General features: G+C 58.5%; 27 protein-coding genes, 1 tRNA gene and 2 riboswitches. Of the genes, 20 read left to right on the forward strand and 8 right to left on the reverse strand.

The features are described 5' to 3' along the window. Nucleotides 1-87 precede the first annotated feature (87 nt). From Q1A51_RS16850 to Q1A51_RS16865, 4 genes are all read left to right on the forward strand, one after another. Nucleotides 88-954 carry a branched-chain amino acid aminotransferase gene (locus Q1A51_RS16850; protein WP_299600956.1) on the forward strand — a complete coding sequence of 289 codons (867 nt, stop codon included), beginning with the start codon at nucleotides 88-90 and terminating at the stop codon, nucleotides 952-954. A 294-nt stretch (nucleotides 955-1248) separates the two neighbouring features. Further along, nucleotides 1249-1536: a DUF3892 domain-containing protein gene (locus tag Q1A51_RS16855; RefSeq protein WP_299600958.1), complete on the forward strand. Its 288-nt coding sequence runs from the start codon at nucleotides 1249-1251 to the stop codon at nucleotides 1534-1536. Between the two features lie 176 nt (nucleotides 1537-1712). Continuing rightward, entirely contained in the window at nucleotides 1713-1907 is a 195-nt protein-coding gene (locus Q1A51_RS16860) for a hypothetical protein (RefSeq protein WP_299600961.1), read from the forward strand. A gap of 115 nt (nucleotides 1908-2022) precedes the next feature. Next, a complete protein-coding gene (locus Q1A51_RS16865) occupies nucleotides 2023-3579 on the forward strand; it encodes an alkaline phosphatase D family protein (RefSeq protein ID WP_299600964.1) in 1557 nt (518 codons plus the stop codon). Nucleotides 3580-3608: 29 nt separating this feature from the next. On the opposite strand, the gene Q1A51_RS16870 is transcribed toward Q1A51_RS16865, so the two are convergent. Both Q1A51_RS16870 and Q1A51_RS16875 read right to left on the reverse strand, forming a co-directional pair. Further along, on the reverse strand, nucleotides 3609-4550 hold the full coding sequence (locus tag Q1A51_RS16870) for a DMT family transporter (RefSeq protein ID WP_299203560.1): 942 nt from the start codon (nucleotides 4548-4550) through the stop codon (nucleotides 3609-3611). A 42-nt stretch (nucleotides 4551-4592) separates the two neighbouring features. After that, nucleotides 4593-4985 carry a DM13 domain-containing protein gene (locus tag Q1A51_RS16875; protein ID WP_299600968.1) on the reverse strand — a complete coding sequence of 131 codons (393 nt, stop codon included), beginning with the start codon at nucleotides 4983-4985 and terminating at the stop codon, nucleotides 4593-4595. A gap of 138 nt (nucleotides 4986-5123) precedes the next feature. On the opposite strand from Q1A51_RS16875, the gene Q1A51_RS16880 reads away from it, so the two are divergent. Continuing rightward, nucleotides 5124-5705: a TetR/AcrR family transcriptional regulator gene (locus Q1A51_RS16880; protein WP_299600971.1), complete on the forward strand. Its 582-nt coding sequence runs from the start codon at nucleotides 5124-5126 to the stop codon at nucleotides 5703-5705. On the opposite strand, the gene aroC is transcribed toward Q1A51_RS16880, so the two are convergent. Further along, nucleotides 5702-6802, reverse strand: coding sequence for a chorismate synthase (aroC, locus tag Q1A51_RS16885; RefSeq protein WP_299600974.1), 1101 nt, complete (start codon nucleotides 6800-6802; stop codon nucleotides 5702-5704). The genes Q1A51_RS16880 and aroC overlap by 4 nt on opposite strands. Before the next feature lie 240 nt (nucleotides 6803-7042). Between aroC and Q1A51_RS24355 the strand changes: the two genes are divergently transcribed. From Q1A51_RS24355 to Q1A51_RS16900, 4 genes are all read left to right on the forward strand, one after another. Next, nucleotides 7043-7174 (forward strand): SEC-C metal-binding domain-containing protein, encoded by a 132-nt coding sequence (locus tag Q1A51_RS24355; protein ID WP_366141823.1) that lies wholly within the window; start codon nucleotides 7043-7045, stop codon nucleotides 7172-7174. 56 nt (nucleotides 7175-7230) lie between these two features. Further along, a riboswitch (TPP riboswitch) is annotated at nucleotides 7231-7332 on the forward strand. Nucleotides 7333-7369: 37 nt separating this feature from the next. After that, on the forward strand, nucleotides 7370-8350 hold the full coding sequence (locus Q1A51_RS16890) for a thiamine ABC transporter substrate binding subunit (protein ID WP_299600977.1): 981 nt from the start codon (nucleotides 7370-7372) through the stop codon (nucleotides 8348-8350). Next, nucleotides 8326-9873 (forward strand): thiamine/thiamine pyrophosphate ABC transporter permease ThiP, encoded by a 1548-nt coding sequence (locus Q1A51_RS16895; protein ID WP_299600980.1) that lies wholly within the window; start codon nucleotides 8326-8328, stop codon nucleotides 9871-9873. The genes Q1A51_RS16890 and Q1A51_RS16895 overlap by 25 nt, the downstream gene beginning before the upstream one ends. Then, nucleotides 9860-10555 (forward strand): ATP-binding cassette domain-containing protein, encoded by a 696-nt coding sequence (locus Q1A51_RS16900; protein ID WP_299600983.1) that lies wholly within the window; start codon nucleotides 9860-9862, stop codon nucleotides 10553-10555. Before Q1A51_RS16895 ends, Q1A51_RS16900 begins: the two co-directional genes overlap by 14 nt. Here Q1A51_RS16900 and Q1A51_RS16905 read toward each other — a convergent pair. Beyond that, nucleotides 10544-10984 (reverse strand): 6,7-dimethyl-8-ribityllumazine synthase, encoded by a 441-nt coding sequence (locus Q1A51_RS16905; RefSeq protein ID WP_299600986.1) that lies wholly within the window; start codon nucleotides 10982-10984, stop codon nucleotides 10544-10546. The two genes, Q1A51_RS16900 and Q1A51_RS16905, sit on opposite strands and share 12 nt — an antisense overlap. Before the next feature lie 86 nt (nucleotides 10985-11070). Next, nucleotides 11071-11227, reverse strand: a riboswitch (FMN riboswitch). Nucleotides 11228-11288: 61 nt separating this feature from the next. Here Q1A51_RS16905 and Q1A51_RS16910 point away from each other — a divergent pair. The 6 genes from Q1A51_RS16910 (at nucleotide 11289) to Q1A51_RS16935 (ending at nucleotide 16087) form a co-directional block, all read left to right on the forward strand. Further along, on the forward strand, nucleotides 11289-11903 hold the full coding sequence (locus Q1A51_RS16910) for an FMN-binding negative transcriptional regulator (RefSeq protein WP_299600989.1): 615 nt from the start codon (nucleotides 11289-11291) through the stop codon (nucleotides 11901-11903). Between the two features lie 30 nt (nucleotides 11904-11933). Continuing rightward, complete coding sequence (locus tag Q1A51_RS16915; protein WP_299600992.1) at nucleotides 11934-12536, forward strand: glutathione S-transferase; 603 nt, start codon at nucleotides 11934-11936, stop codon at nucleotides 12534-12536. A 331-nt stretch (nucleotides 12537-12867) separates the two neighbouring features. Then, complete coding sequence (petA, locus tag Q1A51_RS16920) at nucleotides 12868-13428, forward strand: ubiquinol-cytochrome c reductase iron-sulfur subunit (protein WP_299600995.1); 561 nt, start codon at nucleotides 12868-12870, stop codon at nucleotides 13426-13428. A 12-nt stretch (nucleotides 13429-13440) separates the two neighbouring features. Further along, entirely contained in the window at nucleotides 13441-14787 is a 1347-nt protein-coding gene (locus Q1A51_RS16925) for a cytochrome b N-terminal domain-containing protein (RefSeq protein WP_299600998.1), read from the forward strand. A gap of 13 nt (nucleotides 14788-14800) precedes the next feature. After that, nucleotides 14801-15589 carry a cytochrome c1 gene (locus Q1A51_RS16930; protein ID WP_299601001.1) on the forward strand — a complete coding sequence of 263 codons (789 nt, stop codon included), beginning with the start codon at nucleotides 14801-14803 and terminating at the stop codon, nucleotides 15587-15589. Between the two features lie 129 nt (nucleotides 15590-15718). Then, nucleotides 15719-16087: a DUF1304 domain-containing protein gene (locus tag Q1A51_RS16935; protein WP_299601004.1), complete on the forward strand. Its 369-nt coding sequence runs from the start codon at nucleotides 15719-15721 to the stop codon at nucleotides 16085-16087. On the opposite strand, the gene mtaB is transcribed toward Q1A51_RS16935, so the two are convergent. Continuing rightward, complete coding sequence (gene mtaB / locus Q1A51_RS16940) at nucleotides 16084-17331, reverse strand: tRNA (N(6)-L-threonylcarbamoyladenosine(37)-C(2))-methylthiotransferase MtaB (RefSeq protein ID WP_299601006.1); 1248 nt, start codon at nucleotides 17329-17331, stop codon at nucleotides 16084-16086. The genes Q1A51_RS16935 and mtaB overlap by 4 nt on opposite strands. After that, complete coding sequence (gene dapF, locus Q1A51_RS16945) at nucleotides 17328-18167, reverse strand: diaminopimelate epimerase (RefSeq protein WP_299601008.1); 840 nt, start codon at nucleotides 18165-18167, stop codon at nucleotides 17328-17330. Before dapF ends, mtaB begins: the two co-directional genes overlap by 4 nt. Before the next feature lie 97 nt (nucleotides 18168-18264). On the opposite strand from dapF, the gene Q1A51_RS16950 reads away from it, so the two are divergent. The 3 genes from Q1A51_RS16950 (at nucleotide 18265) to Q1A51_RS16960 (ending at nucleotide 19580) form a co-directional block, all read left to right on the forward strand. Next, a tRNA-Lys gene (locus Q1A51_RS16950) sits at nucleotides 18265-18340 on the forward strand. Between the two features lie 464 nt (nucleotides 18341-18804). Beyond that, nucleotides 18805-19242: a terminase small subunit gene (locus Q1A51_RS16955; RefSeq protein WP_299601011.1), complete on the forward strand. Its 438-nt coding sequence runs from the start codon at nucleotides 18805-18807 to the stop codon at nucleotides 19240-19242. Next, complete coding sequence (locus tag Q1A51_RS16960) at nucleotides 19239-19580, forward strand: hypothetical protein (RefSeq protein WP_299601014.1); 342 nt, start codon at nucleotides 19239-19241, stop codon at nucleotides 19578-19580. The genes Q1A51_RS16955 and Q1A51_RS16960 overlap by 4 nt, the downstream gene beginning before the upstream one ends. A gap of 4 nt (nucleotides 19581-19584) precedes the next feature. On the opposite strand, the gene Q1A51_RS16965 is transcribed toward Q1A51_RS16960, so the two are convergent. Continuing rightward, nucleotides 19585-22383 (reverse strand): hypothetical protein, encoded by a 2799-nt coding sequence (locus Q1A51_RS16965; RefSeq protein ID WP_299601016.1) that lies wholly within the window; start codon nucleotides 22381-22383, stop codon nucleotides 19585-19587. Nucleotides 22384-22629: 246 nt separating this feature from the next. Between Q1A51_RS16965 and Q1A51_RS16970 the strand changes: the two genes are divergently transcribed. Further along, a complete protein-coding gene (locus tag Q1A51_RS16970; protein WP_299601018.1) occupies nucleotides 22630-23559 on the forward strand; it encodes an Abi-alpha family protein in 930 nt (309 codons plus the stop codon). A 101-nt stretch (nucleotides 23560-23660) separates the two neighbouring features. Then, a complete protein-coding gene (locus tag Q1A51_RS16975) occupies nucleotides 23661-24449 on the forward strand; it encodes an NYN domain-containing protein (RefSeq protein WP_299601020.1) in 789 nt (262 codons plus the stop codon). A gap of 37 nt (nucleotides 24450-24486) precedes the next feature. Here the strand turns inward: Q1A51_RS16975 and Q1A51_RS16980 are convergent, their stop codons facing one another. Next, complete coding sequence (locus tag Q1A51_RS16980; RefSeq protein ID WP_299601022.1) at nucleotides 24487-25245, reverse strand: hypothetical protein; 759 nt, start codon at nucleotides 25243-25245, stop codon at nucleotides 24487-24489. Nucleotides 25246-25247 lie beyond the last annotated feature (2 nt).

Consider the following 25247-nt stretch of genomic DNA (forward strand, 5'->3'; position numbering starts at 1 on the left):
GTGAAGGGCTATCGAATCGCAGGTTTTGCGCAACTTTGTGACCGCATCGGTCCTAATTGCGCAACATATGCAAATTCGGAGGGCGCCATGGCTGGCTACGATGATCGCGACGGGAAAATCTGGATGGACGGCCAAATGGTCGACTGGCGTCAGGCGAACGTCCACATTCTGACCCATGCCATGCACTATGCATCCTCGGTGTTCGAGGGAGAGCGCGCCTATGATGGCAAGATCTTTCTCAGCCGGAAGCATTCCGAGCGCTTGCACTACTCGGCTGGTGAGCTGGATTTCCAGATCCCGTGGACTGTGGACGAGATCGAAGCCGCCAAGCAGGAAGTGCTGACTGTGAATGGCCTGACCGACGCCTATGTGCGGGCCGTGGCCTGGCGTGGCGCAGGCGAAGACATGGGTGTCGCGTCTGCCAAGAACCCTGTGCACCTGGCCATCGCGGCGTGGGAATGGGGCAACTACTATGGTGACGCCAAGTACAAGGGCGCGAAGATCGACATCGCCAAGTGGAAGCGCCCCTCGCCCGAGACTGCGCCCGTCCATGCCAAGGCGGCGGGTCTTTACATGATCTGCACCACGTCCAAGCATGCGGCAGAGGCCAAGGGATGTTCGGACGCTTTGTTCATGGATTACCGTGGTTATGTCGCGGAATGCACGGGTGCAAACATCTTCTTCGTCAAGGATGGCGAGGTGCACACACCGAAGGCGGATGTGTTCCTGAATGGCCTGACGCGGCAGACTGTCATCGGCATGCTGGAAGATCGCCAGATCAAGGTGCATGAACGTGTGATCATGCCCGAAGAGCTGGAAGGGTTCGAGCAGTGCTGGTTGACCGGCACCGCCGCAGAGGTCACGCCGGTGGGCGAGATTGCTGACTACAACTTTGAAGTTGGTGGGATCACGCGTGAGATCGCAGAAGGCTACGAAAAAATGGTGCGGGAGTAACGAACAGATTTACCCACAGAATTTTATGCTGATAAAACAGCGGGTAATAGGCTTTAGGTTTTATCTGCAAACAACTGAGTTGACTCAGAGAATCTCGATGTGATTCAAGGGCGGTGCTTAGGCTGAGTCGAATAGACTTGCCGGGGGTGGGGTGACCCACCCCCAACATTTAGTGTTTATCCACATCATATGCTGTTGACTCGCGGTAGTATGCCGCCCTATCGCTATGGGTGACCCGGCTCAGCCTAAGCAACTCGAGTTTGGGTCACCAATTCAAACTCAAGGAGGTGTCAGATGGCACATCAGATTGATTGTATCGAGAAAGAAGACCGGGATGACCCGTTTACCGCTATCAAGTTTGTTGGTGGGCTTAACGCAGACGGTACCCGATGGAGAATTTCTCAACAGGATGCTATCCAGCGAATAAAGTCCCGCCAAAACAGCTTTTTTGTCAAAGAAGGCAATCGTAGTGTGACTGTAATCGTAGCAAAAAGTCGTTCCGGCAACGAGTACATCAAAACTGAAGCTGACGACTATGAGCCCAACAATTTGCTCAGTCTAGCATCTTGCCGGCTGAAGTAACAAAAAAAGGTGAGAGGTCGATATTTTTTGGCCTTTCATCCCTTCGGATATGTCACCGACCTTGCCCGATTGCGAGCGCCGCCGACCACCACCAGTGGCGCACTGATAACCGTCGACAGTTCTGACAATAGACACAGCCGATCAGTGTCGCGAATTGCGTGGCAAAGCGGCGCTGCGTGAGTATTGGAGCCGCGCTCGACGCGCAACCGGCGTTGTCCTTTGTGGTGGTGGATGTGTTGCATGGGCATGGTATGCTCGTCATCACTTACCGCAACCAACGCGATGTGCTGGCCGCAGAGACGTTGCGATTTGGGCCCGACGGCTTGGTGGTTGAGGCATCGGCATGTCACGCGCCGCAGGGGCGGGCCTAGCACTTCGGCGCGTTCCCGCCCGTTACAAAACGTTGCCTATTCTGTTACGCACCTGCCAATCGGACGTCACGCAAACCCTGTTGTTTGGCCGCATTCGCACAACAGGGAGCTTATCATGCCACTTATTCGTCCAACGCGCCGCGCTTTTCTTGCCACCACAACCGCGTTCCTTGCCGCGCCCGCGATCAGCCGTGCCGCCGATCGCCCGACATTCACCCATGGTGTCCAATCCGGCGATGTCGATACGACCTCGGGCATGATTTGGACCCGCATAGACCGCCCCGCCCGGATCGAGATGGAGGTCGCAACCACCGAAAGCTTTGCCAATGCGCGCCGTCTTGCGCCGATGGATGCGATCCCGGGCAGCGATATGTCGATCAAGCGCCTGGTCGATGGGCTGCCGTCGGATCAGGATATCTTCTACCGCTTCACCGCCATGGACCTGTCGGACATCAATGCGACCTCTGAACCGCTGGTCGGACGCTTTCGTACGGCGCCCGCGTCGCGCCGTGACATCCGCTTTGCGTGGTCGGGGGATACGGCCGGTCAGGGCTGGGGCATCGATGATGAGGGTATGCTGACCTATGCGACCATGGCCCGGCATGAACCCGATTTCTTTATCCATTCCGGCGACACCGTCTATGCCGACGGCCCGATGGAAGACTCGGTGGAAGAGGATGGGTCTGTGGTTTGGCAGAACACCACCCTGATCGATGCCAAGCGCAAGGTGGCCGAGACCCTGCAAGAGTTCCGCGACCAGTGGAAATACAACATGATGGACACGCATGTGCAGGCCCTGAACGCTTCTGTTCCGACCTTCATGCAGTGGGACGATCACGAGGTCACCAACAACTGGTCCGACAGCAAGGACCTGATGGGTGACGAACGGTACACCGAGAAGTCCGTGCATGTCCTTCAAGCCCGCGCCACCCGCGCCTTCCACGAGATGACACCGCTGCGCATCACCCCGTCCGAGCCGAGCCGTGTCTACCGCAAGATCAGCTATGGCCCGATGCTGGATGTCTTTTTCCTCGATCTGCGCAGTTATCGCGGGCCGAACACGGCGACCCAGGGTGACACGCTGGATGACAGCACGCGTGTGATCGGGACCGAGCAGATGGCGTGGTTGAAGCGCGAGCTGGCGAACAGCACGGCGACGTGGAAAGTGATCGCCTCGGATCAACCCATCGGGCTGATCGTGTGGGACAATTTCCGCGAACAGGCCGGGTCCGAAGGGATTGCCGATGGCACCAACGCGGGCGCGAAAGGGCGCGAGTTGGAAGTGGCCGAGTTGCTGCAGTTTATCAAGACGGCAAACGTGTCCAACACGGTGTGGTTCACCGCCGATGTGCACTACACCGCTGCGCACTATTACGATCCTAACAAGGCGCAATTCAGCGATTTCGAACCGTTTTGGGAGTTCGTGTCGGGCCCGTTGCATGCGGGGACGTTTGGCCCGAACGCGCTGGACGGCACCTTTGGCCCGGAAGTGAAATTCGTGAAGGCTCCGACCGAGGAGCAGGGTGTGAACCTGCCGCCAAGTGCCGGTCTGCAGTTCTTTGGCCTCGTGGATATTGATGGGGCGACCCAGGAGATGACGGTGCGCCTGATGGATCGCGCCGATACCGAGCTGTATAGCGTCACGCTGGAGCCGAAAGGCGTTCGCCTTTGAACCCGGGGCGTGCCGGGTGATCCGGCGCGCTATCCCTTGGGGTCGGTCACAGCCCGTGCGCGGTTGCGTCCGCCGCCAAGTTGCCGTTCGCGCCACAGGATGATGGCCCCGCCCAGCACAACCAGCGAGGCACCGATGACCGTTGCCGATGTGGGCAGTTCCGAGAAGATCACGTATCCGATCAGGGCGGCAAAGATAAGGGATGCATAGTCGAACGGTGCCAGCATAGAGGCCGCGCCAAAGCGGAAGCTGGATGTGACCAGAATTTGCGCGACGCCGCCGATCAAGCCGGCCCCGATCAGCAACATCAGGTCCAGTCGCGATGGAATGATCCACCCAAATGGCAGGCTGAACAGGCTGAGGACCGTCGCCGTCAGCGAGAAGTAGAAGACGATCGCCGCCGTATGCTCTGTCTTGACCAAGGTGCGGATGTGGATCTGTACCAGCGCCCGCAAGATGGACGCGCCCAGAACCATGAGCGCGCCGATGGTGCCTGCCGTGCCCGCAGCGCCCGGATCAACTGAGAGGCGCGGCCATATCACGATCATCACGCCCACCAGCCCCAGGGCGACGGCTGAGATTCGGAACAGGCGCACCCGTTCGCCCAGCATGATTGCCGCCAGAATGACCGTGAACATCGGCGTCGCATAGCCAATGGCCGTCACTTCGGGCAGCGGCAACAGGGCCAACCCGGCAAAGGTGAGGGCCATCGCGGTTGTTCCGAACAACCCGCGCCAGATGTGACCGGTCAGGTTCTTGGGGGTCAGGGCCTCACGAATCTCACCGGTGTTCCAGATCCACGCGATGATGATCGGCATTGCAAAGAGGGATCGGAAGAACACGGCCTGGCCTGCGGGCACGCTTTGCGTTGCCACCTTGATCATGGCCGCCATCACCATGAACAAAAACACCGCCATCAGCTTCAAGGCGATGGCGGTGCCGGGTTTGTTCTGAGTTGTGGGAGCTTTCATTTCCCCCGATCCTTGTCGGGTCGGGGGAAGATTGGCAAGCAATCAGTTCAGTTTGGCGACGCCAAGCGGCACGCTGAACTTTTCGCACCAGATATAGACTTCGTTGAACTCGGAGACGTCGATGCCTGCGGGAACAACGAAGGACTGTGCGCCGGTCAAGTTGCCCAGAACGCCCGAGTCGGTGTTGCCGTTGTAAAAGCCGTCTTTGCCCAGGCCGACACGCGGATCGGGCGCGCCGTCGAGGCTGAAGTCATCGCCCAAAACAATGGTGTGGCTGCCGTCGGCGTTCTTGATCACTTCGACTGCGCCGGTGGTGATGTGGTCAGATGCGCCGGTGAACGTGCCGGTCGAGACGGCTTCGGCGGATGCGGGTACTGCAGCAAAGCCGAGGACGATTGCGAGGGTCAGGGCGAATGATTTGATTACGTTATACATGTTGATCTCCGTTCTGGACTGTTTGGTTCCTAACTGTTGGATAGCATTGGGAACTGAATGGTACAAAACACGAAATCGTGAGTTCTGGACTATTTGGTTCCGAATGCTATATTGAGTGTCAGACACCGGAGACTTCACATGGCACGCCCCAGATCCTTTGATACAGATGACGCGCTTGAAAAGGCGATGCATGTCTTTTGGGCTCGCGGGTATGAAGGGGCATCATTGCCTGACCTGTTGGACGGCATGGGCCTGACGCGCGGGAGCCTTTATAAGGCATTCACCGACAAGAAGACACTCTTTCTACAGGTGCTGGCGCGGTATGAAAGCCAAGCTGTGCAGGAGGGGGTCGCCATGCTGAGCGATCCGTCCATCCCCAATGGTGCAGAGCGTATCATGTCCATGTTTCGGGGGTCATACCAGCGCGTGGTCGACGGTGATGCGCGTGGTTGTCTGTTGTGCACGGCAGCCGCCGGACCCAGCACTTATGATGACGAGATTGCCAAAGCGGTGTCCCATGGTCTTGGCGCGTTGCGCGACGGTATCTTTGTCGCGCTGGGCGCATCGCCGAAACATGCAACGCTCAACACCGCTGAACGGGGCGCGCTGGCCGACATGATCATCGCGCAATATGTCGGGTTGCGCACGATGGCGCGCGCGCGGATTGATCACGACACGTTGCACAACATCGTACGATCGGTTGGCGTGATGCTGGCCTAACCTATCGGTCCGCGCACGCCGCCCGTCTGACCGCGATCGAGCAGCAGGTGATCCAGGATCACACAGGCCATCATTGCCTCGCCCACTGGTACGGCCCGTATGCCAACACATGGGTCGTGACGACCCTTCGTGATAATCTCAGCCTCTTCGCCTGACTTGGTGATCGTCTTGCGGGTTTGCAGGATGGACGACGTTGGTTTGACCGCGAAGCGCACAATGATGTCCTGCCCGGTCGAGATGCCACCCAAGATGCCGCCCGCGTGGTTGGATGAGTATTCGGGGCCATCTGGACCCATGGTGATCTCATCCGCATTCAGCTCGCCCGTCAGCATGGCGGCGGACATGCCTTCGCCAATCTCGACCCCTTTGACCGCGTTGATGCTCATCATTCCGGCGGCGAGGTCAGTGTCGAGCTTGCCATAGACCGGAGCGCCCAGACCCGCGGGTACATTGCGCGCGACAACTTCGATCACGGCACCCACGGACGAGCCTGACTTGCGCAGACCGTCCAGGTAGTCAGCCCAGGTCTCGGCTGCCTTGGCGTCAGGCACCCAAAACGGGTTCTGGTCGATCTGGTCCCAGTCGAAGTGGTCCCGATCAATCTCGTGTGCGCCCATGCGGGTCATGTAGCCCTTGATTTCGATCCCGGGCACCAAGATGTCGAGGGCTGCCCGCGCCAACCCACCGGCGGCCACGCGCGCGGCTGTTTCGCGGGCCGAGGACCGACCACCACCACGATAGTCGCGGATGCCGTATTTCTGCCAGTAGGTGATGTCGGCATGGCCGGGGCGGAACTTCTCGGAGATATCGCCATAGTCCTTTGACCGTTGATCCGTGTTTTCGATCATCAGCTGCACTGGGGTGCCGGTTGTCTTGCCTTCGAACACGCCAGACAGGATTTTCACCGCATCGGGTTCGCGCCGCTGGGTCGTGTATTTGTTCTGGCCCGGCTTACGCTTGTCCAGCCACTGTTGCAGCATAGCCTCGTCCACATCGACACCGGGCGGGCAGCCATCGACCGTCGCGCCAAGCGCAGGTCCGTGGCTTTCGCCCCAGGTGGTCACGCGGAAAAGATGGCCAAAACTGTTGATCGACATGAACGCGCTCCGACAAGGTTCACGAGGACATACGCCGCGTTGAATGCGATGCCAAGTCCATTGAAAATCTGTTGTTTTGCATGCCGTGCTGTTCTAACGGAACGGCTCATGCAAACCGATGGAGGCTGAAATGGCAAAACGCATTGATCCCCAGGACCGTCCCTCCTTTCGAGGTGATCGCTAAACGCAGACGTTCGTTCCCGTCCGAGACCCGGGTCAAGACCGGTGATCGCATGGTGCATGGGCGATGTGGAACTTCGTGAAAAACTTGGCCGAAATGATCCCTGTCCGTGCGGATCGGGCAAGCGGTTCAAACGCTGTTGCCTGCGCAGTGGACGCTATGATGGCAGTTGGCGGGACCACTACTTTTAGAGAACGTGATTGAAATGCAAGGGCGCTTGCTACCTGGCGGGCGCCCTCCTATACCTGCCAATACCTCGGGGTGCCTGGCGACAGGCTGAGATGCGCGATGCGAACCCGTAGAACCTGAACCGGTTAACACCGGCGGAGGGAAGGTTTGGCTTACCCCAAGACCCTTATCCCGCCGCCTCTGCATTGGAGGATGCGATGAAACACGCTTTGACATTGGCCGCTGCGCTGGGCGCCACGACGGCGCTGGCCGACACCCCTGTTCTGACTGTTTATGCAGGCGACTATTTTACGTCCGAATGGGGCCCTGGTCCCATCATCGAGACCGAGTTTGAAAAGATCTGCGCCTGCGATCTGGAATGGTCGACCGGTGACCTCGTGCCGCGTTTGTTGCTGGAAGGCGAGCGGACCAAGGCGGATGTGGTCATTGGACTGACATCGGACGTGACGGCCAAGGCGCGCGCAACCGGGTTGTTCGCGCCGCATGGGCAGGACAACAGTGCCCTGACGCTGCCGATTGAATGGTCCGATGACACCTTCCTGCCCTTCAACTACGGGCACACGGCGTTCATCTACAACGAGACGACGATGGACGCGCCACCCGCCAGTTTCGATGCGTTGCTGGATCTGCCCGATGATGTGAAGATTGTCATTCAGGATCCGCGCACGTCCATCTCCGGTTTGGCCCTCGTGCTGTGGGTGCAGTCGGTCTATGGCGACCGCTCGGCCGAGGTGTGGGAGGCGCTGTCGGACAATATCCTGACCGTGACCAAGGATTGGTCGGCCTCGTACGGCCTGTTCACGGATGGTGAGGCGGACATGGTGCTGAGCTACACCACATCACCCGCCTACCACATGTTTGCCGAAGAGGATTTCACCAAGAAGGCGGCGATCTTCCCCGAAGGTCACTATTTCATGGTCGAAACCGTGGGCAAGATTGCGGACACCGATCAGCCCGAGCTGGCGGACCAGTTTCTGGCCTATGTGATGTCGCGTGACTTCCAGACCATTATTCCGACCGCCAACTGGTCGCTGCCATCGGCGCTGCCCAAGGCGGATTGGCCTGAGGGATGGACTGAGTTGCCGCTGCCCGAAAAGGTCCTGTTCTACTCGGAAACCGAAGCGGCGCAGCTGCAAGCGGACGCGATTGAGACATGGCGCGCCGCGCTCAGCCAGTAAACCCATGGCTTGGCATCATCGCGGCGACCTTCGTCGTCGCGGTGGTGATTGCCGCCTTTGTCGGCATCAGCCAGCGGATTGAAGCCACCACCGGCCTGCGCGCCGCCGAGTGGCAGGCGGTGCGCTTTACCGTCTGGCAGGCCTTCCTGTCAGCGCTGATTTCCGTTCTGTTGGCCGTGCCGGTGGCGCGGGCGCTCGCGCGACGGCGGGTGCCGGGCCATACCCTGTTGGTGACGTTGCTGGGCGCGCCGTTCATTCTGCCGGTGATTGTCGCCGTATTGGGCCTGCTGGCCATCTTTGGCCGCAATGGGTGGCTGAACACGGGGCTTGGCCTGCTGGGATTGCCGGAGGTGTCGATCTATGGCGCGCATGGCGTTGTTCTGGCTCACGTGTTTTTCAATATGCCCCTCGCCACGCGCCTGATCTTGCAGGGCTGGCAGTCTGTCCCGGCCGAGCAGTTCCGCATGGTGGGGCAGCTTGGTCTGTCGCCGCGCATGGTGTTTCGCGTCATCGAATGGCCGATCCTGCGGCAGGTCGTGCCGGGGGCCTTTGCCCTGATCTTTGTTATTTGTTTGACCAGTTTTGCGGTGGCCCTGACACTTGGTGGTGGGCCACGGGCGACGACCATCGAACTCGCTATCTATCAGGCGTTCAAGTTTGATTTCGACCTTGGGCGCGCGGCGGTGCTGAGCCTGCTGCAATTGGCCGTGGCGGGTGCTGCGGCGGTACTGGCTCTGTGGATATTGCCGCCCATCGCCTTGCAAACCGGTCGCGACCGGGTGGTGCGCCGGTGGGATGCGCCAAGCCCATGGGGCGATGCGTTCTGGATCACGCTCGCCGCCGGGTTCCTGTTGCTGCCGCTTTTGTCCATCGCGCTGTCGGGCCTTGTGGGCCTGTCTTACATGCCCCTTTCGGTGCTGAGCGCGACATGGACAACCATCTGGGTCGCTTGCGTCAGCACCGTTGTTTTGCTGATCCTCGCGCTGCCCATGGCCGCGTGGCTGGCACAGGCCAAGTGGGGTGGGGCCGAGGCGCTGACGCTGCTTGGGCTGGTCGCGTCCCCGCTGATGATCGGGACGGGGTGGTTCATCCTGATCTATCCTTATGTCTCGCCCACGGCCTTTGCCTTGCCTGTCACGGCTTTGATCAACGCGATGATGGCGCTGCCGTTTGCTGTTCGCATCCTGCTGCCGCCGATGCGGCAGGTGTTCAAGGATTACGGTCGTCTGACCATGGGCGTCGGGCTGCGCGGTATGGCGTTGTGGCGTATCGTGTTGGTGCCACGGTTGCGCCCGCAGATCGGATTTGCTGCAGGTTTGACGGCGGCGTTGAGTGTGGGAGACCTTGGCGTTGTGGCGCTGTTTGCGGACCCGGACGTGGCGACCTTGCCGTTGCAGATGTACCGGCTGATGGGCAGCTACCGAACAGAGGCTGCAGCGGGAGCGGCGCTGGTGCTGGTCGCTTTGGCTTTTGGCATGTTCTGGATTTGTGATGCGTGGGGGCGGCGACATGCTGAAGGTTGAGGATTTGAGGATCGAGCAGGGCGACTTTGCCTTGAGCGCGAATTTTGCGGTGAAACGTGGGCGCAGGGTGGCTGTGATTGGACCGTCGGGCGCGGGCAAGTCCACGCTGCTTAACGCCCTTGGTGGGTATATCGACATTGCTTCCGGGCGGATCGAGGTGGATGGGCAGGACGTAACCTCTGCCGCGCCGGACAAGCGTGGGATCGCGATGCTGTTTCAGGATGGGAACCTGTTTCCACATCTGACGCTGGCGCAGAATGTCGGGCTTGGGATACGGCCCGCTTTGCGGTTGGATGCGGCGGAAATGGCGCGGGTCATGGATGCGCTGGGCCGGGTTGGGTTGCGTGACTTCGCGGATCGGAAACCCGGCGACGTCTCTGGCGGGCAGCAAAGCCGGGCTGCGCTCGCACGGGTGCTGGTACAGGCCAAGCCGTTGCTTTTGCTGGATGAACCCTTTGCCGCGTTGGGACCAGCCTTGCGCGCAGAGATGCTGGATTTGACGTCGGAAGTTGCGCGGGATGCGGGCGCGACGGTTCTGATGATCACCCACGCGCCCGAGGATGCAGAGCGGGCGGCGGATGATCTGATCTTTGTCGATGGGGGCCAAGCAGAGGCGCCCCGGGCGGTGGCCGAGGTCATGGCCAACCCGCCCGAAGCACTGCGCGCTTATCTAGGCCGCTGAGCGCAGACCCTGCCGCGCATCCACGATACCAAGCGCGGCTTGGGCCGCCTCGCGCCCCTTGAGCACGAAGTGATCGGCGTAGATGCTCATGTGGTGCGGGGTTTCCTGGAAGTGGTGGGGTGTGAGCGAGACCGACAGGATCGGCACGCCGGTTTTGAGGCCCACTTGCATCAGCCCATCGACAACCGCCGAGGCGACGAAGTCGTGGCGGTAGATGCCGCCATCAACCACCAAGGCAGCACAGGCGACGGCGTGGTACTGCCCTGTTTCCGCAAGGGTTTGGGCCATCAGCGGCATTTCGAACGCGCCGGGCACGTCGAAAACATCCACTTGATTTGATGCGATTATTTCTGTGAAACCTTGCAAAGCCTGATCGACAATGGCGGCGTGCCACTGGGCTTTGACAAAGGCGAAGCGGGTGTGTGTCATGCGAAATCTCCTTTAGGTTCAGACACTTAAACACCCAAGGCGATTGCGCGCAGATGAAAGACGCCCCACTGGGGCGCGATCCTTCTGCACGTTCTCTTTCATCCGGACTGTAACCGTCGGCTCAGGCCTCTCACCTGATCTGCTAGACCCCCGCGTTGCGGGGCGCTCGTGGGCTCGCGGGTCACCGTTTGATCGGGCCCGCATACCACCGGTGGGGAATTTCACCCCGCCCTGAGAACAGCGTCAGGTTGCCAAGTGACGTCGCCCAAGGCAAGAGGAACGCGACGTATCACGGACCAGTATCATGCACCCGAACCCGATCTTTCACACTGAAACGCTCGACCGGAACATCGCGTTTGCGCGTGAGCGCGCCTTTGGCGTGTTGGCCGTGAACGGGGAAGACGGGCCGATGATGTCGCACATCCCCTTTCTGATTGATGAACAGGGCGCACAGCTGGACCTGCACCTTGTCCGGTCGAACCCGATTGCACGCGCCTTGAAGGCACCGATGCAGGCCAAGATCGCGGTGAGCGGAGCGGATGGATACATATCACCCGACTGGTACGAAGTGCCGGATCAGGTGCCCACGTGGAACTATGTGGCCGTGCATATCACCGGCAGTTTGGAGATGCTGCCGCATGATCAGATGCGCGATATGCTGGACCGGCAGTCGAAGCATTTCGAGGATCAGTTGTTGCCGAAGGCGCCATGGAAAACAGACAAGATGACGCCCGACGTGCTGGACAAGATGATGCGCCAGATCGTGCCGTGCCGCATGACGATCGACGCTGTCGATGGGACCTGGAAGCTGAACCAGAACAAGCTGGATGAGGTGCGGTTGCGCGCCTCTGACTACGTGGATGCCTACGGGATTGGACAGGAGACGCGCATCCTTGCTGCCCTGATGCGCGGGGCCTAGGCTGCGCGGGAACTCACACGGAGAATCGCGATGAAGCTGTTGATGGCGGGGCCCAGCCCCTTTGTGCGTAAAGTGCTGGTTTTGCTGCATGAAACAGGGCAGGCGGATGATGTTGAGACCGTGACGGTTACCGCTGCTCCGGGTGGTGCCGATGCCACGCTGAAGGCGGCCAACCCGGTTGGAAAGATTCCTGCGCTGGTACGGGACGAAGGGCCTACTCTTTATGACAGCAAGGTCATCTGCCGGTATTTGGACGACCGGGCGAAGGCGGGCCTTTATCCCGACAAGGGATGGGAGACGCTGGTGCTGGAGGCCACGGCGGATGCGATGATGGAAGCGGCCGTGCTGATGGTTTACGAAAAGCGGTTCCGGGACGAGACAGAGCAATCGGCGAAGTGGGTGGAAGCGCAGTGGGGCAAGGTTGAAGGTGCGCTGGACGCTTTGAACTCCCGTTGGATGGGGCATCTGGCCGGGAAAATGGACATTGGCCATATCGGCGTGGGCTGCGCGCTGGGCTATCTGGATTTCCGCCATGGCGACCGGGATTGGCGCAAGGGGCGTGATGCGCTGGCGGGCTGGTACGAGACATTTGCAGCCCGTCCGTCGATGCAGGAGACCGCCCCAAAAGGCTGAGACCGCGCAACGTTCGGTGGGTGTTTTGCACCAAACGCGCCCGAATCGCGGTTAACGCCAGCAAATCAAGGCGCATGATGGGGGTGCCATCGGTACACCCCCTGTGCACCCCCCGTACACCGGTGATGCGCCAAAGACGTGGTTAACGGACCGTGCGGTCTCGAATCTTATCAATGGGTTAATTCAACCCACCTGCGACCACGTGTGTCAGATTGCGCGCTGGACGTGGGCGGGTCACCCCGCTAGATAGCGCGACAAAGTGGCTGCGCGTGCGCGCGGCCTGTGTCGTCATTTGGCCCTTCGGGGTCGCTGGAAACTGGAGAAGTCCCCCGTGTCCCACGTAGAAGAAGACCACGAAGGCACCCGGCGCGATTTTCTGTACTATGCCACGGCAGGCGCAGGTGCCGTGACCGCGGGTGCAGCGATCTGGCCGTTGGTCAACCAGATGAACCCTTCGGCTGATGTTCTGGCCCTGTCGTCGATCCGCGTTGATGTCAGCGCGATTGAGCCGGGCACGCAGTTGACCGTGAAATGGCTGGGCAAGCCCGTATTCATCCGTCGCCGGACGGAAGACGAAATTCAGGCGGCCCGCGACGTCGATCTGGGCGACCTGCCGGACGACATCGCACGCAATGAAAATCTGGGCGAAGTTGACGCCTCGGACAGCAACCGTTCGCTGGATGAAGCGGGCGAGTGGCTGGTGATGATGGGTGTGTGCACCCACCTGGGCTGTGTGCCCTTGGGCGATGCAGGGGACTTTGGCGGTTGGTTCTGCCCCTGCCACGGCTCGCACTACGATACGTCTGGTCGGATCCGCAAAGGGCCCGCCCCGACCAACCTGCCGGTTCCTGTTGCAGAATTCGTGGACGAAACCACGATCCTACTGGGTTAAGGGAGAGACCTGATGGCTGGAATTCCTCACGACCATTACGAACCGAAGGCGGCCTGGGAAAAGGGTCTTGCCAAGCGGTTGCCGATTGTTGGCCTGCTGTATGACACGCTGATGATCCCGACACCCAAGAACCTCAACTGGATGTGGATCTGGGGCATCGTTCTGACTTTCTGTCTGGCGCTGCAGATCATCACCGGCATCGTGCTGGTCATGCACTATACGCCGCATGTCGATCTGGCTTTTGCCTCGGTCGAACACATCATGCGCAACGTGAACGGTGGCGCGATGCTGCGCTATCTGCACATGAACGGCGCGTCGCTGTTCTTTGTCGCTGTGTATGCCCACATCTTCCGCGGTCTTTACTACGGGTCCTACAAGGCCCCGCGCGAGATCACGTGGATCATCGGCATGCTTATCTACCTGTTGATGATGGGCACGGCGTTCATGGGCTACGTTCTGCCTTGGGGGCAGATGTCCTTCTGGGGTGCGACCGTGATCACCGGCCTGTTTGGTGCAATCCCGTTCATCGGTGAAGCGCTGCAAACGTGGCTGTTGGGCGGGCCCGCCGTGGACAATGCCACGCTGAACCGCTTCTTCTCGCTCCACTATCTGTTGCCCTTCGTGATTGCCGGTCTGGTGATCGTGCACATCTGGGCCTTCCACACCACGGGCAACAACAACCCGACCGGTGTTGAGGTGCGGCGCACGTCGAAAGAGGACGCCGAGAAGGACACGTTGCCCTTCTGGCCCTATTTCGTGATCAAGGACCTGTTCGCGTTGGCGGTCATCCTGGTGGTGTTCTTTGCCATCGTGGGCTTCATGCCGAATTATCTGGGCCACCCCGACAACTATATCGAGGCGAACCCGCTGGCGACGCCTGCGCACATCGTTCCGGAATGGTACTTCCTGCCGTTCTACGCGATCCTGCGTGCCTTTGACGGCGACGTCTGGGTGGTGATCATCGCATCGACCCTGACGGGCGGCATCATCGACGCCAAGTTCTTTGGGGTTCTGGCGATGTTCGGTGCCATCGTGGTGATGGCGCTGGTGCCGTGGCTCGACACCTCGTCGGTGCGTTCCGGTCGGTATCGTCCGATGTTCAAATGGTGGTTCTGGCTGTTTGTCGTGAACTTCTTTGTTCTGATGTGGGTGGGCGCGATGCCTGCCGAGGGGATTTATCCTTACATCGCCCTGATCGGATCGACCTACTGGTTCGCATACTTCCTGGTGATCCTGCCTCTGCTCGGCGTGATCGAGAAGCCGGATGCGCAGCCTGCGAATATCGAAGATGACTTTGCCGCCAAGGCGAGCAAGGGCGACGCCGGTTCGGCGTCCCCCTCAGCTCAGCCCGCGGAATAAGGAGAGACTGCAGATGTTGAAGAAACTTGCAGCAAGCATGGTGGCGGCGTTTGCGCTGACCACCGGTGCCTTCGCCGCTGGCGGTGCGGGTCATGTCGAGGATGTCGATTTTTCCTTTGACGGTCCGTTTGGATCGTTCGACCAGAACCAGTTGCAGCGTGGCCTGCAGATCTACACCGAGATCTGTGCGTCGTGCCACGGCCTGCAATACGTGCCGCTGCGCACGCTGAGCGATGACGGCGGCCCCGGCCTGCCCGATGATCAGGTGCGCGCCTATGCCGAGTACTACGAAGTGTTCGACCCGGAGATCGACGATTTCCGCACGGCACGTCCGTCGGACAACTTCCCCGGTTCTGCTTTGGAAAATGCGCCTGACCTGAGCCTGATGGCGAAGGCCCGTGCCGGTTTCCACGGCCCTTACGGTCTGGGCATCAACCAGTTGATGAAAGGCATGGGTGGCCCCGAGTACATCGTTGCCCTGCTGAGCGGCTATACGGGTGAGGAAAAGGAAGAAGCGGGTGCCGTTCTCTATGAGAACAAGGCGTTCCCCGGTGGCTGGATCGCGATGGCGCCGCCGCTCTATGGTGATGATCTGGAGTTTGCCGATGGGCACGCGACGGACCTGCACCACCTGTCCGAAGATGTGGCTGCCTTCCTGATGTGGACAGCGGAACCTAAGCTGATGGCACGCAAGCAGGCTGGCTTTGTCGGCGTGATCTTCCTGACCATCCTGTCGGTGTTGCTGTACCTGACCAACAAGCGCCTGTGGGCGCCGGTCAAGGCGCGCTACAAGAAGAAATAAGTCGCTTTGACATGAGCGATAGAGAGCCCCGCCTTTTGGCGGGGCTTTTTTGTTAGGCAATGGAAACTGCTTGCGCGGCAGGGGGTCTTTCGATCACAGTTTTGAGCATTCATCTTCTTCGGAGGGTTCATGTCTCTTGTTTCCAAAATTCTCGTTGGCCTTGTTGCCCTGACGCATGTCTATTTCTGCTATTTGGAAATGTTTGCCTGGGAGACGCGGGGACCCGAAGTATTCACATTCATGGCACCCGAACTCTTCGCCCCAACCAAGGTTTTGGCGGCCAATCAGGGCCTGTATAACCTCTTTCTGGCGGGGGGGCTGATATGGGCGTTGCTTGTGCAGTCGACCCAGTGGCAACGCCACATTGCAACGTATTTTTTGCTGTGTGTTCTGGCTGCAGGCCTGTACGGAGCTTTGGCGTTTACCGTGACGCTTTATGTTCAGGCGATCCCGGCTGCGATTGCATTGGCGAGCTTGTTGATCTGGCGCAAGGCCTAGGCAACCAGTTGCCCATTCCGCGCGCCTGAAATGCGCGCGGTGACAATGTGACCCTCGGGCTGGGGCGTGTCAAAGGCGACTTCCGTGAACTGTTCGGTGCGACCCATATGCGGGTTTTCCATCAGGATGTGATGGGTTTTGCCGTGCTGTGCGGCGAGGTGTTCTGCCACTTGCTTGTCTCCGGCGGCGCGGAGGCGGGCCGCTCGTTCCTTGATGGCCGTGCCGTTCACCTGCGGCATCCGTGCAGCAGGCGTGCCGGGGCGGGGTGAGTAGGGGAAGACGTGCAGCCAGGTCAGGTCGCAGTCTTCGACCAGCTTCAGAGAGTTGTCGAACATCGCTTCGGTTTCGGTCGGGAAGCCGGCGATGATGTCCGCGCCAAAGGTCATGTCAGGCCGCAGTTTGCGGGCCTCTTGTGCAAAGCGGATGGCATCGTCGCGCAGGTGGCGGCGCTTCATGCGTTTGAGGATCAGGTCGTCGCCATGCTGCAGCGACAGGTGCAGGTGGGGCATCAGCCGGGGTTCCGTGGCGATGGCCCGCATCAGTGCCGCGTCCACCTCGATCGAGTCGATGGAACTGATCCGGAGGCGTGGCAGGTCGGGCACCAGTTTCAGGATGCGCATGACCAGATCGCCGAGCTGAGGCGCACCGGGCAGGTCAGCCCCCCAAGAGGTGAGATCAACGCCAGTGAGCACCACCTCATTGAAGCCACGGTCGACCAGTCGCTTGATCTGATCGACCACAACGCCTGCCGGGACCGAGCGCGAGTTGCCGCGGCCATATGGGATGATGCAGAAGGTGCAGCGGTGGTCGCATCCGTTCTGGACCTGCACATAGGCGCGGCTGCGGGTGCCAAACCCGTCGATCAGGTGACCTGCGGTTTCCGTGACCGACATGATATCGTCGACCTGCACGGGTTCGGTGCCAAAGTCACCGGCGAGCCCTGCCCATGTGCTGGCCTGCATCTTTTCCGTGTTGCCGATGACTGCGTCGACCTCGTCCATGTTGGCAAAGGTGTCGGGTTCCGTCTGGGCGGCGCAGCCTGTGACGATCAGTTTGGCGTCTGGATGGGTGCGGCGAAGCTTGCGGATGTCCTGGCGGGCCTTGCGTACTGCTTCCGCCGTCACTGCGCAGGTGTTGACGACGACGGCGTTTTCAACGCCTGCTTGAGTCGCCAATTCTTCCATCGCCTTGGTTTCGTAGGCGTTGAGGCGGCAGCCGTGATTGGAGAAGACGGGCGCGGTCATAGGCTTTGCAGGAACTCTGTCGTGAGTGTGCCGTCAAACACATGGGCCGTTGGGCCGGACATCCAGACGCCATCATCGCGCCAGTCGATATGCAATGTGCCGCCATCAAGGTCGATCTGAACCTTGTGCCCTGTCAGGCCCCGCCGCGCGGCCGCCACTGCCGTTGCGCAGGAAGACGAACCCGACGCTAAGGTGACCCCTGTTCCCCGTTCCCAGACGCGCATGCGGATATGGTCGGGTCCGACAACCTGGGCGAATTGCACATTTGTACGTTCGGGAAAGAGGGTGTGATGCTCGATCTTCGGGCCGATGGTGGCGAGGTCGATTGCAGACACATCGTCGACGAAGAAGGTGCAGTGTGGGTTGCCCATGCCGGTGCCAACCGGATCGCCGTCAATGGGAAGCGAGAGTGTATCCACATCCTTGGCTAGGGGAATGTCCTGCCAGTCCAGTTGTGGGTGGCCCATGTTGACCGCCGTGCTGCCGTCATCATTTCGTACCGCATTGAGCATGCCACGTCCGGTTACATGGATGTCGAGGTGATCTGCCGCGCGCTGCGCAAGCTCGTGTGCAGCGATGCACCGGGTCGCGTTGCCACAGGCCGCTGATTGCGAGCCATCCGCGTTGTAGAAGGTGATTGTTAGGTCAGACCCGTCAGTGATCAGCGCAAGCTGATCGAACCCGACGCCGCGATGCCTGTCTGCCAATGCGCGCACCAACGACTCTGTCAGATCGACAGGCGTATTGCGACCGTCGATCACGACAAAGTCGTTGCCTGCCCCGTGCATCTTCATGAAGGGCCAGTGAGAGGTCGCCATATCTGCCATGCGGCGCATATAACGCCCGGATTTTGGGGAATCCAGTATGTCGCAGAAAAACATCCGAGAATCGGCTTGACCCTTTGGCCGACCCTTTCTAGATAGGCCGCCTAGTGGGCCGTTAGCTCAGTTGGTAGAGCAACTGACTTTTAATCAGTGGGTCGCAGGTTCGAACCCTGCACGGCTCACCACTAAAACAAAATAAAAACAGATGCTTAGGCGGTGTTGTGGCGCCTAGCCGTTGATGATTCGAGAGCTATGGTAGCACCCCGGCAGCGCCGCAGTTCGACGGGCCATCGGTCGCGACCAAGTTCAGCCCGCTTGCTGCGCTGACGATCCCACCCCCCGGGGAGGGGCGCCGGGCCATCACACGGAGTCCGCAAATGGCTCCGAAGAAATTTTCCTCTGATCCGCCAATTTAGGTTAACGGCCAAAGTACTCATGGCGGCTGAAACGGTTGCAGCAGTCTGGGCGGCAACCTGTAGCGCATCGTGGGTATAAAGGGTGTTGAATCCGAAACGGTGGTCCAGCTTTTGAGCGGTCAGGTTGAGACGGCCAGTTGTTCGGCTGGTGCGACGCTTCAGGTCAGTTTGTCAAATGTCAGACATTTTGATATGTTACTTCGTAACATATCAATCAGGCCGGTTAGGATGCCATGGCGCGTTCACACACTGAAAAGCAGGAAAAGTTCGCGCTTGAGTACGCCCACAACGGGGGGAACGCGACCGCTGCGGCCAAAGCTGCTGGGTATTCTCCGGCGACGGCACATGAAATTGGGCGGCAGAACCTGGCCAAGCCGCAGGTTTCGGAAATGATCCGAGTGCACTTGCTGGGCATGAAAGCTCGCTCAGGTGCTCTGGGACTGAAAGTGTTGGCCGAAATTAGCCAAGATAAAAAAGCACCGCATAGCGCCCGCGTGAGCGCCGCTAGGGCACTTTGCGAACACGCCGGACTTCTCGGCGGTGGGAAAGAGCAACGTTCGCTAGCGGATGTGATAAATGGGGATTTGATGGAAGGTAACTGGGTGCTTCAGCCGGAAGAGGTTTTGTCCGCATTTCGGCGTGCGAATTCGGGCCTGAAGGTGATCGAATGATAGATGCCATGCCAGAGAAGGACCTCCATGAAATGACCGCAGCGGAATTGCGAGCATTCCAGATAAAGGCGTTCCACATGGAGCCGCCCGCAATGTCCGAGCCGATGGAAGTGCACGAACGCTACTATGTTGCTTGCGTATTGATCACCGGTACAAGGGCCGGAAAGGCTGGGTATGATCTACATGATTTTGTAAAACAGTGCATCGAGAGTACCCAGCACAAGCAAATCGGCATCGAAAGAATGCTTGCGTATCTTGGGCCTCGCCCGACTTCCGATTGGAAAGTTGAAGCCCCAACAGCGTTCCCAGATCTACCGCCAGGGTTTTCAGTACTCTAGCAAACTAGTCATCGTCCCGAGAAGCCGCACCCACTGAAATCAGCTGGTTCAGTTTCTTCGACCACGTGTAGACTTGCGCGTCATCTGTTGGGAATTCGAGTAGATGCTTGGCCAATTCTGGGTCGAAATGAGCCCGTTGAATGATCTTCAATGCGCTGCCGTTTGCATCTGGGAATTGGTCTGCAATCAGATTGACGCGGCGTTCATAGGAACCACCCTGAAGCGCGCCGCTCCGCAAGGTCACCAAGGTGCCAACCGGGGCGGCAAAGGCCCTCAGCACGCCGCGCAGTCCCCCAAGGCTTTCGGCCGTTGCAGAACCTGAACTTGCCTGAGCACCACGGTTCGACAGGGCTTTGAGCCGTGTCTGCACCTGTTGCAAAGACTGCATTTCTTCGGGGCCAAACACTTCAGCCAATGCGTCTCGGTTTTTCCCAAACGTGTTTCGGAGCTTTGCAAGTGAAACTGTGGCTTGGTCTGGCGACACAGCGGCGTTGCTCGCAGTTGTCACTTGCTCAGTCAGATAGTCCGCCACAGCTGCTTTCCAGCCGCGCTGAGCGTCGGGGTTTCCGGCGAATTCTCTCACAATCTCGGCCATAGCCTTCTGTGGGTCTGGCCGACGAAGAATGCCCTGAACTGCTTTCCGTGGTTCGGAGTCCAGCACCAACTTGAGCACGCCCTGATCGATCTGCCTTTGCGAAAGCTGCGCCGCATCCATCGCGGCAGTCAATTCACCTGCGGCTGCATTTGACGCCTGATTGCCTTCGCGGACCGCCTGCAGCAATCCTTCAAGTTCTGCTTTGACTTCTGGGATCTGGCTCAGCGCATCTTGACGAAGGGATATGTAGCGGGCGAGTGCGGTTTCATGGATTTTCCCATTGCGTATGATCCCTTTCCCGGCGGCGTCGGCGACCAGGTAGTCTCTTGCAGCTGCCAGCCCCTCTTTCCGGTTCGGACTGATGGACAAAATCTGGGCCAAGTCTGCCGCTGCTGCCCGTGCTGTTGGGCCCGTAGTCAGGAACTTCCGCGCCGTTGCCTCCGGGACTGTGTTGGCTGTCGTTCGTGTCGGATCGCGATCGATGTTGCGGAAAAAGTTCGGCGACACGGTGCCATTGCGGAAGTAGGGTGCAAAGCGTTCGCGATAGTAATTGTCAGCCGATGCGAGCGCTTCGGTCCCAGGTGTTCCACTAGCTGCAGCGTCGCGAATGTCTTCATTGATGCCTTGGCGCAGTTCCCGAGCAGTATCAGCTCGGCCAAACTGACCCTGTGCGCGAGCTTCGCTTTCAATGTCGGACAGTCGCCGGCGATCCATCATCGCATCTCGCAGCTGGCGATCAAGACTGAGCACCTCACCCCCATTCGCGGGTGACATTTGTGTGGACTCCGCCCCGAATGCTTCCAACAAGCTTTCGCTTTGCCTGTCGCGCAACACCGGGTTTACTCTTTCGCTCCCAGCTTTTCGGCGCACTGCAGCGCTGCGCACGTTCTCAGTACTCACAACGGCGTTGGGGTCAGACGCCGCCGAATTGTATAGGTCGTTCTTCTGCGAACGCCTGGGTTGATAGGTGTTTTGCACAATGGCGCGATCCAATTCGCGGGACGCTGCATCTACTGATGGCCCAGAACCCGCTCCAATGGCGAGATCTTCGATTTGCTGGTTTACATAGGCCAATTGGCTTCGTGCGTCATCGACACGCTGTTGCGACTGAAGCAGTTGATCGTTGATTTGCTGACCAGCTTCCACGCGGGCCGCTTCCGGATCGCCAGTTTCCGGGCGAACACCACGGACGCGTTCGGAGACGTTATCCATAACGCGCCTGTCTGCTTCGATGAATTCGGGTGCGCCAGAACCAGCGCGCGCCTGTCGCTCCGCCGCCAGCAAACCAGGATCATCTGCGATCAGAGCGGTTGTTGGCTTTGGGCCCGCATCGACTTCAGCGAGATAGTCTTCGATGCGCCGCTTGGACGCTGCCGGTGATGTTGCCCGGTCTTGGTACAGCGCTGCTGCCCGGCGCACGTCGCCGCGGTTGTATGGCAAAGCTGTATCTGGATCGACCGGCAACACGTCTGGGTTTGCGGAAGCACGTTCAGCGAGGTTGCGGCCGGGTTTCATATCGGTAGTGCGCGCTGCGTTGGCGCCGCCGATGCCGCCCAACAGACCTGCAATCAGCTCGGTAAAGAACCCTTGGGCTTCTTGGGGCACGTTCTGGTCATATATCTCAAGAGCCGCGCCCGTACCCGCACCGGCCGCAGTATCCCCAACCACAACCCTGCTCGAAGCCCCAGGGGCTTTGTGTGGGGCCGTCCATGAGCGTGGCAGAACGTTGTCTGCCTTAGTGGCCTTTGACAGCAGAGTGCCGCCTAAGAGCCCTTCAGTGGCAAAGCGGTTGACTGAGTGGCCAATACGCTCTTGCGGTGTCATGTCTTCGCGATCAATCAGGATGTCACCTAAAAGTGCTTCCGTGCCTTTGCTTGCAGCATCGGCGATGCTTTCACCCCCGCCGAAACTGTTTTCAAAACGGAAGCCGATGTCGATACCTGGGATAAGGTCGGCGAGTGAAATGGGTGCATTGAGCGCCAATTCCGCCATGTCCACAGGTAATCCCATTAGATCCGCAACACCACGGCCCGCGCCTTGGGTGCCTATCTGAAGCTGGCGACCAACACGCTCGACAGCGTTGGGATCTTGCCGTGCCTCTGCCGCGGACTGCATCGCAGCGCGGCGTGCCGCCAATTGTTCAGCTACTGTCGGCCCCTTGGGTCGCTGTTGGCGCCGTGCTTCAATTTGTTCAGCTACAGTTGCCATATTCGTGCCTCGCAGTCTCAACCGGTAACCTGGGAGTCCGTGCTAGCGAGGCAGGAGAATACGCTTAAGGAAATATCGCATGGATCGATTATCTAAGCAAATTGGATTCGTGCCAGTAAACGAGCAAATATCAAGAAGGGTTTTAGGCGGCGCCCATGACATGCCGGCTTGTATGCTGAACAATGCAGGTGTCTTTTGAATTCGAGCCGTTGCCTAGAGACCCATGGCTCGTAAGGATGATCGAGTATGACGGAAAACTCTCAAGACAATGAAAAAGTTGCAGTGAACGTCGAACTTGGCAAAGAAATCGACCGCAGCTTAGGTGACATTGTTTCCCATCTTCTTAGCCCTTCTGCCAAGGAACTTGGCAGTCTGGCAGGCGACTACATAGGCATCTTCGCCGACCGCATGCGTCACAAACGCCAGGCTAACCTGCAAGCCGCCTTAGACAAAACCCGTGGACGCTTAGACGCCGCTGACGTTGAAATGAAAGACATAACACCACCTGAAGAGGAAGATATCCATCTGGTTCTTGAGGGCATGTCCTTAAGCGGGGATGAGACGGTCAGAGAACTATGGGCGGGCCTTTTTGCTAAAGCCTTGGATCCGGAATCTGGAATCACGATCGAGCGCCCATTTGTTGAGGTTTTGAAGAACCTGACGACTACGGACGCCAAGATTGTCGACTTCCTTGCGTTCACTATGAACGCCAACGCTGACATGCAGCGGCTGCAAGAGGGGTTTGCGCCCAAGGATTTTCGGAACACCAGTGACGACGAAAAAGAACGACTAGATGAAGCAAACCGTTTCTACTATTCGCTTCAACAAGAGGCTATCGCCGCGATTGAGAGCAGGGCAAAGCTGCATGGCATAGATGAGTTATCGGGCGGCGCATGGTCGCTCAATTTGTTGCGTCTTGGATTGGTAGTCAAAAGCAGCACTCGCAGCCTACCGACCCTGCCCAGTGTTCCGGGGCGTGGTGCTGACCCGCGTCAATGGAAACAGATGATAGACAACGTAGCCAAGCAGATGATCCAGAACGAAGCGGACACGTTAGCGTCTCCTGACCGGGTGATTGCTCAAAGTCCCGCCGGCTCTCAAATTTGCTTGGAAGTAAAGCTATCGGCCTTTGGCGAACATTTTGCAGAGGCCTGTGGGTTGTTTTCGAACTACTGAGCCAAGACAAAAAGGAACATCAAGGCGATTTGGGTACGCGATCGGATAAGGAAACGGTTTGGGACAGTGGCGTGTAAATCACCCAAACGTTAGGAGGTAACATGGTTGATTACGATGAGGCCGAGCCGGTTGGCCGTCGGCCGCACTTTGCGTTTGTCGATGCTGATAACTTGTTTCGGGGGTTTTCGGACGTGCTTTCGCGAGCAAAGGCACCGAGCGATCTAGTTGAAAAGTTGGATATTTCCGCCGTCGTTCCATATGAATTTGACAGGATTTACCTTTATCACGCAGCCAAGTCAGATCAGGTGTTGCCGCGATGGTTGAAGAACTGGCGCGAGCAGGATGGTGTGATCCTGCGACTAGGGCGGACAACCAATAAAAGGAATGTAACAAAACAAGAGGGCGTCGATGTGCAGTTAGCCATTGAGGCGCTTAGGTACTCATACCGAAGCATCATGCAGTCATGTACATTGTACAGTGAAGATGGTGATTTTCTGCCCCTAGTGGACGAGCTCGTCTCCAACGGAACGTTCGTAACAGTTTCCGGTTTTTCATCCGCAGAAATTGGAGACGTCACGCCTGCCTTTAGAGACCGGTCAGACCGATACAGGCGTATTACCAACGAAGAAATTCTCGGAACGTTTTCTCCGTATGCCGGACCACGGAAAGTTCACTCTTCGCAAAGAATTGACTTGAGCGATGCTGTTAGCCTTAAAACATGGGTGGGCGAAACCGTAACCGTACTCTCTCAATCTGAGGAAAAGGTCAAAGTTTACATTCCGCCCGAGCCACCAAGATTAACTGGGTATGTTCGACTGTTTCCATCAATTGAGCATGTCCATCTGTGGAGCGCGCTAAAATCCACACGTTCCAACGATGGCATGTTCTGACATTCAGATGCGTTCAAGAAAGGCAATCAGAAGCGGGCTATGCAGGCTTTGCGTCACGCCAAATGCTTTCATATATGTCGACCTTGGTCGGCGCGATGCCGGGTTGAAGCGGCACCAAGTAAGTAGGTTTCTTACCTGCATCTTTGATCGAGCCACCCACAATCCAACAATCTGAGCCGTCGACAATTACTAGTCGATCATGAAGGTTCTGGCTTTTGCGTAGTTCCGGCTTGACGTTGTGCTGTGCGGCAAATGCCGTGACGTGGCCGGCAACTTCACTCGAATATCTACTGCAAAGAATTTTGATCGAACAATCGCCTCCAAGTGGACCAAGATATGTTTCAAAAGCTTTGCCATCAAAGTACGGATCGACGACAAATACCTCAGTTCGTGCCCCTAGTATAATCTCACTTAGATCACGCAAGAAATCGTATTGCTGTTGCGAGGCATAGACTTTCCCGATGTACTCATGCCCATCAAGTTCCAAAGCAAGCTTGATTTCCTCGGCTGCGGCAAGAAGCTGTTGGCGAAACGGCTCCCTCGAAACTGACCAAAACTGAACTGACGTTTGTTGGTTGCTTCGGAACCTATGTTTGTGCTCGATACCTAAACGTGCAAGCAAAGCACCTACACGTGCGATCCATCGTTGAGGCGCAGAATCAGCGTCAGCTATGTATTTCGCACCAAACATTGGCGCGGTCTCAAACTCATGCAAAAGTTTCAGCAGTAGAACTTGCTTTTCCGCAGGGCCATCACCCAACAACTGCTTTTGCAACGCGTCTAGGCTATTGTTCATTT

Source organism: uncultured Tateyamaria sp. (genome assembly GCF_947496075.1).
In the GTDB taxonomy this organism is placed as follows: Bacteria; Pseudomonadota; Alphaproteobacteria; order Rhodobacterales; family Rhodobacteraceae; genus Tateyamaria.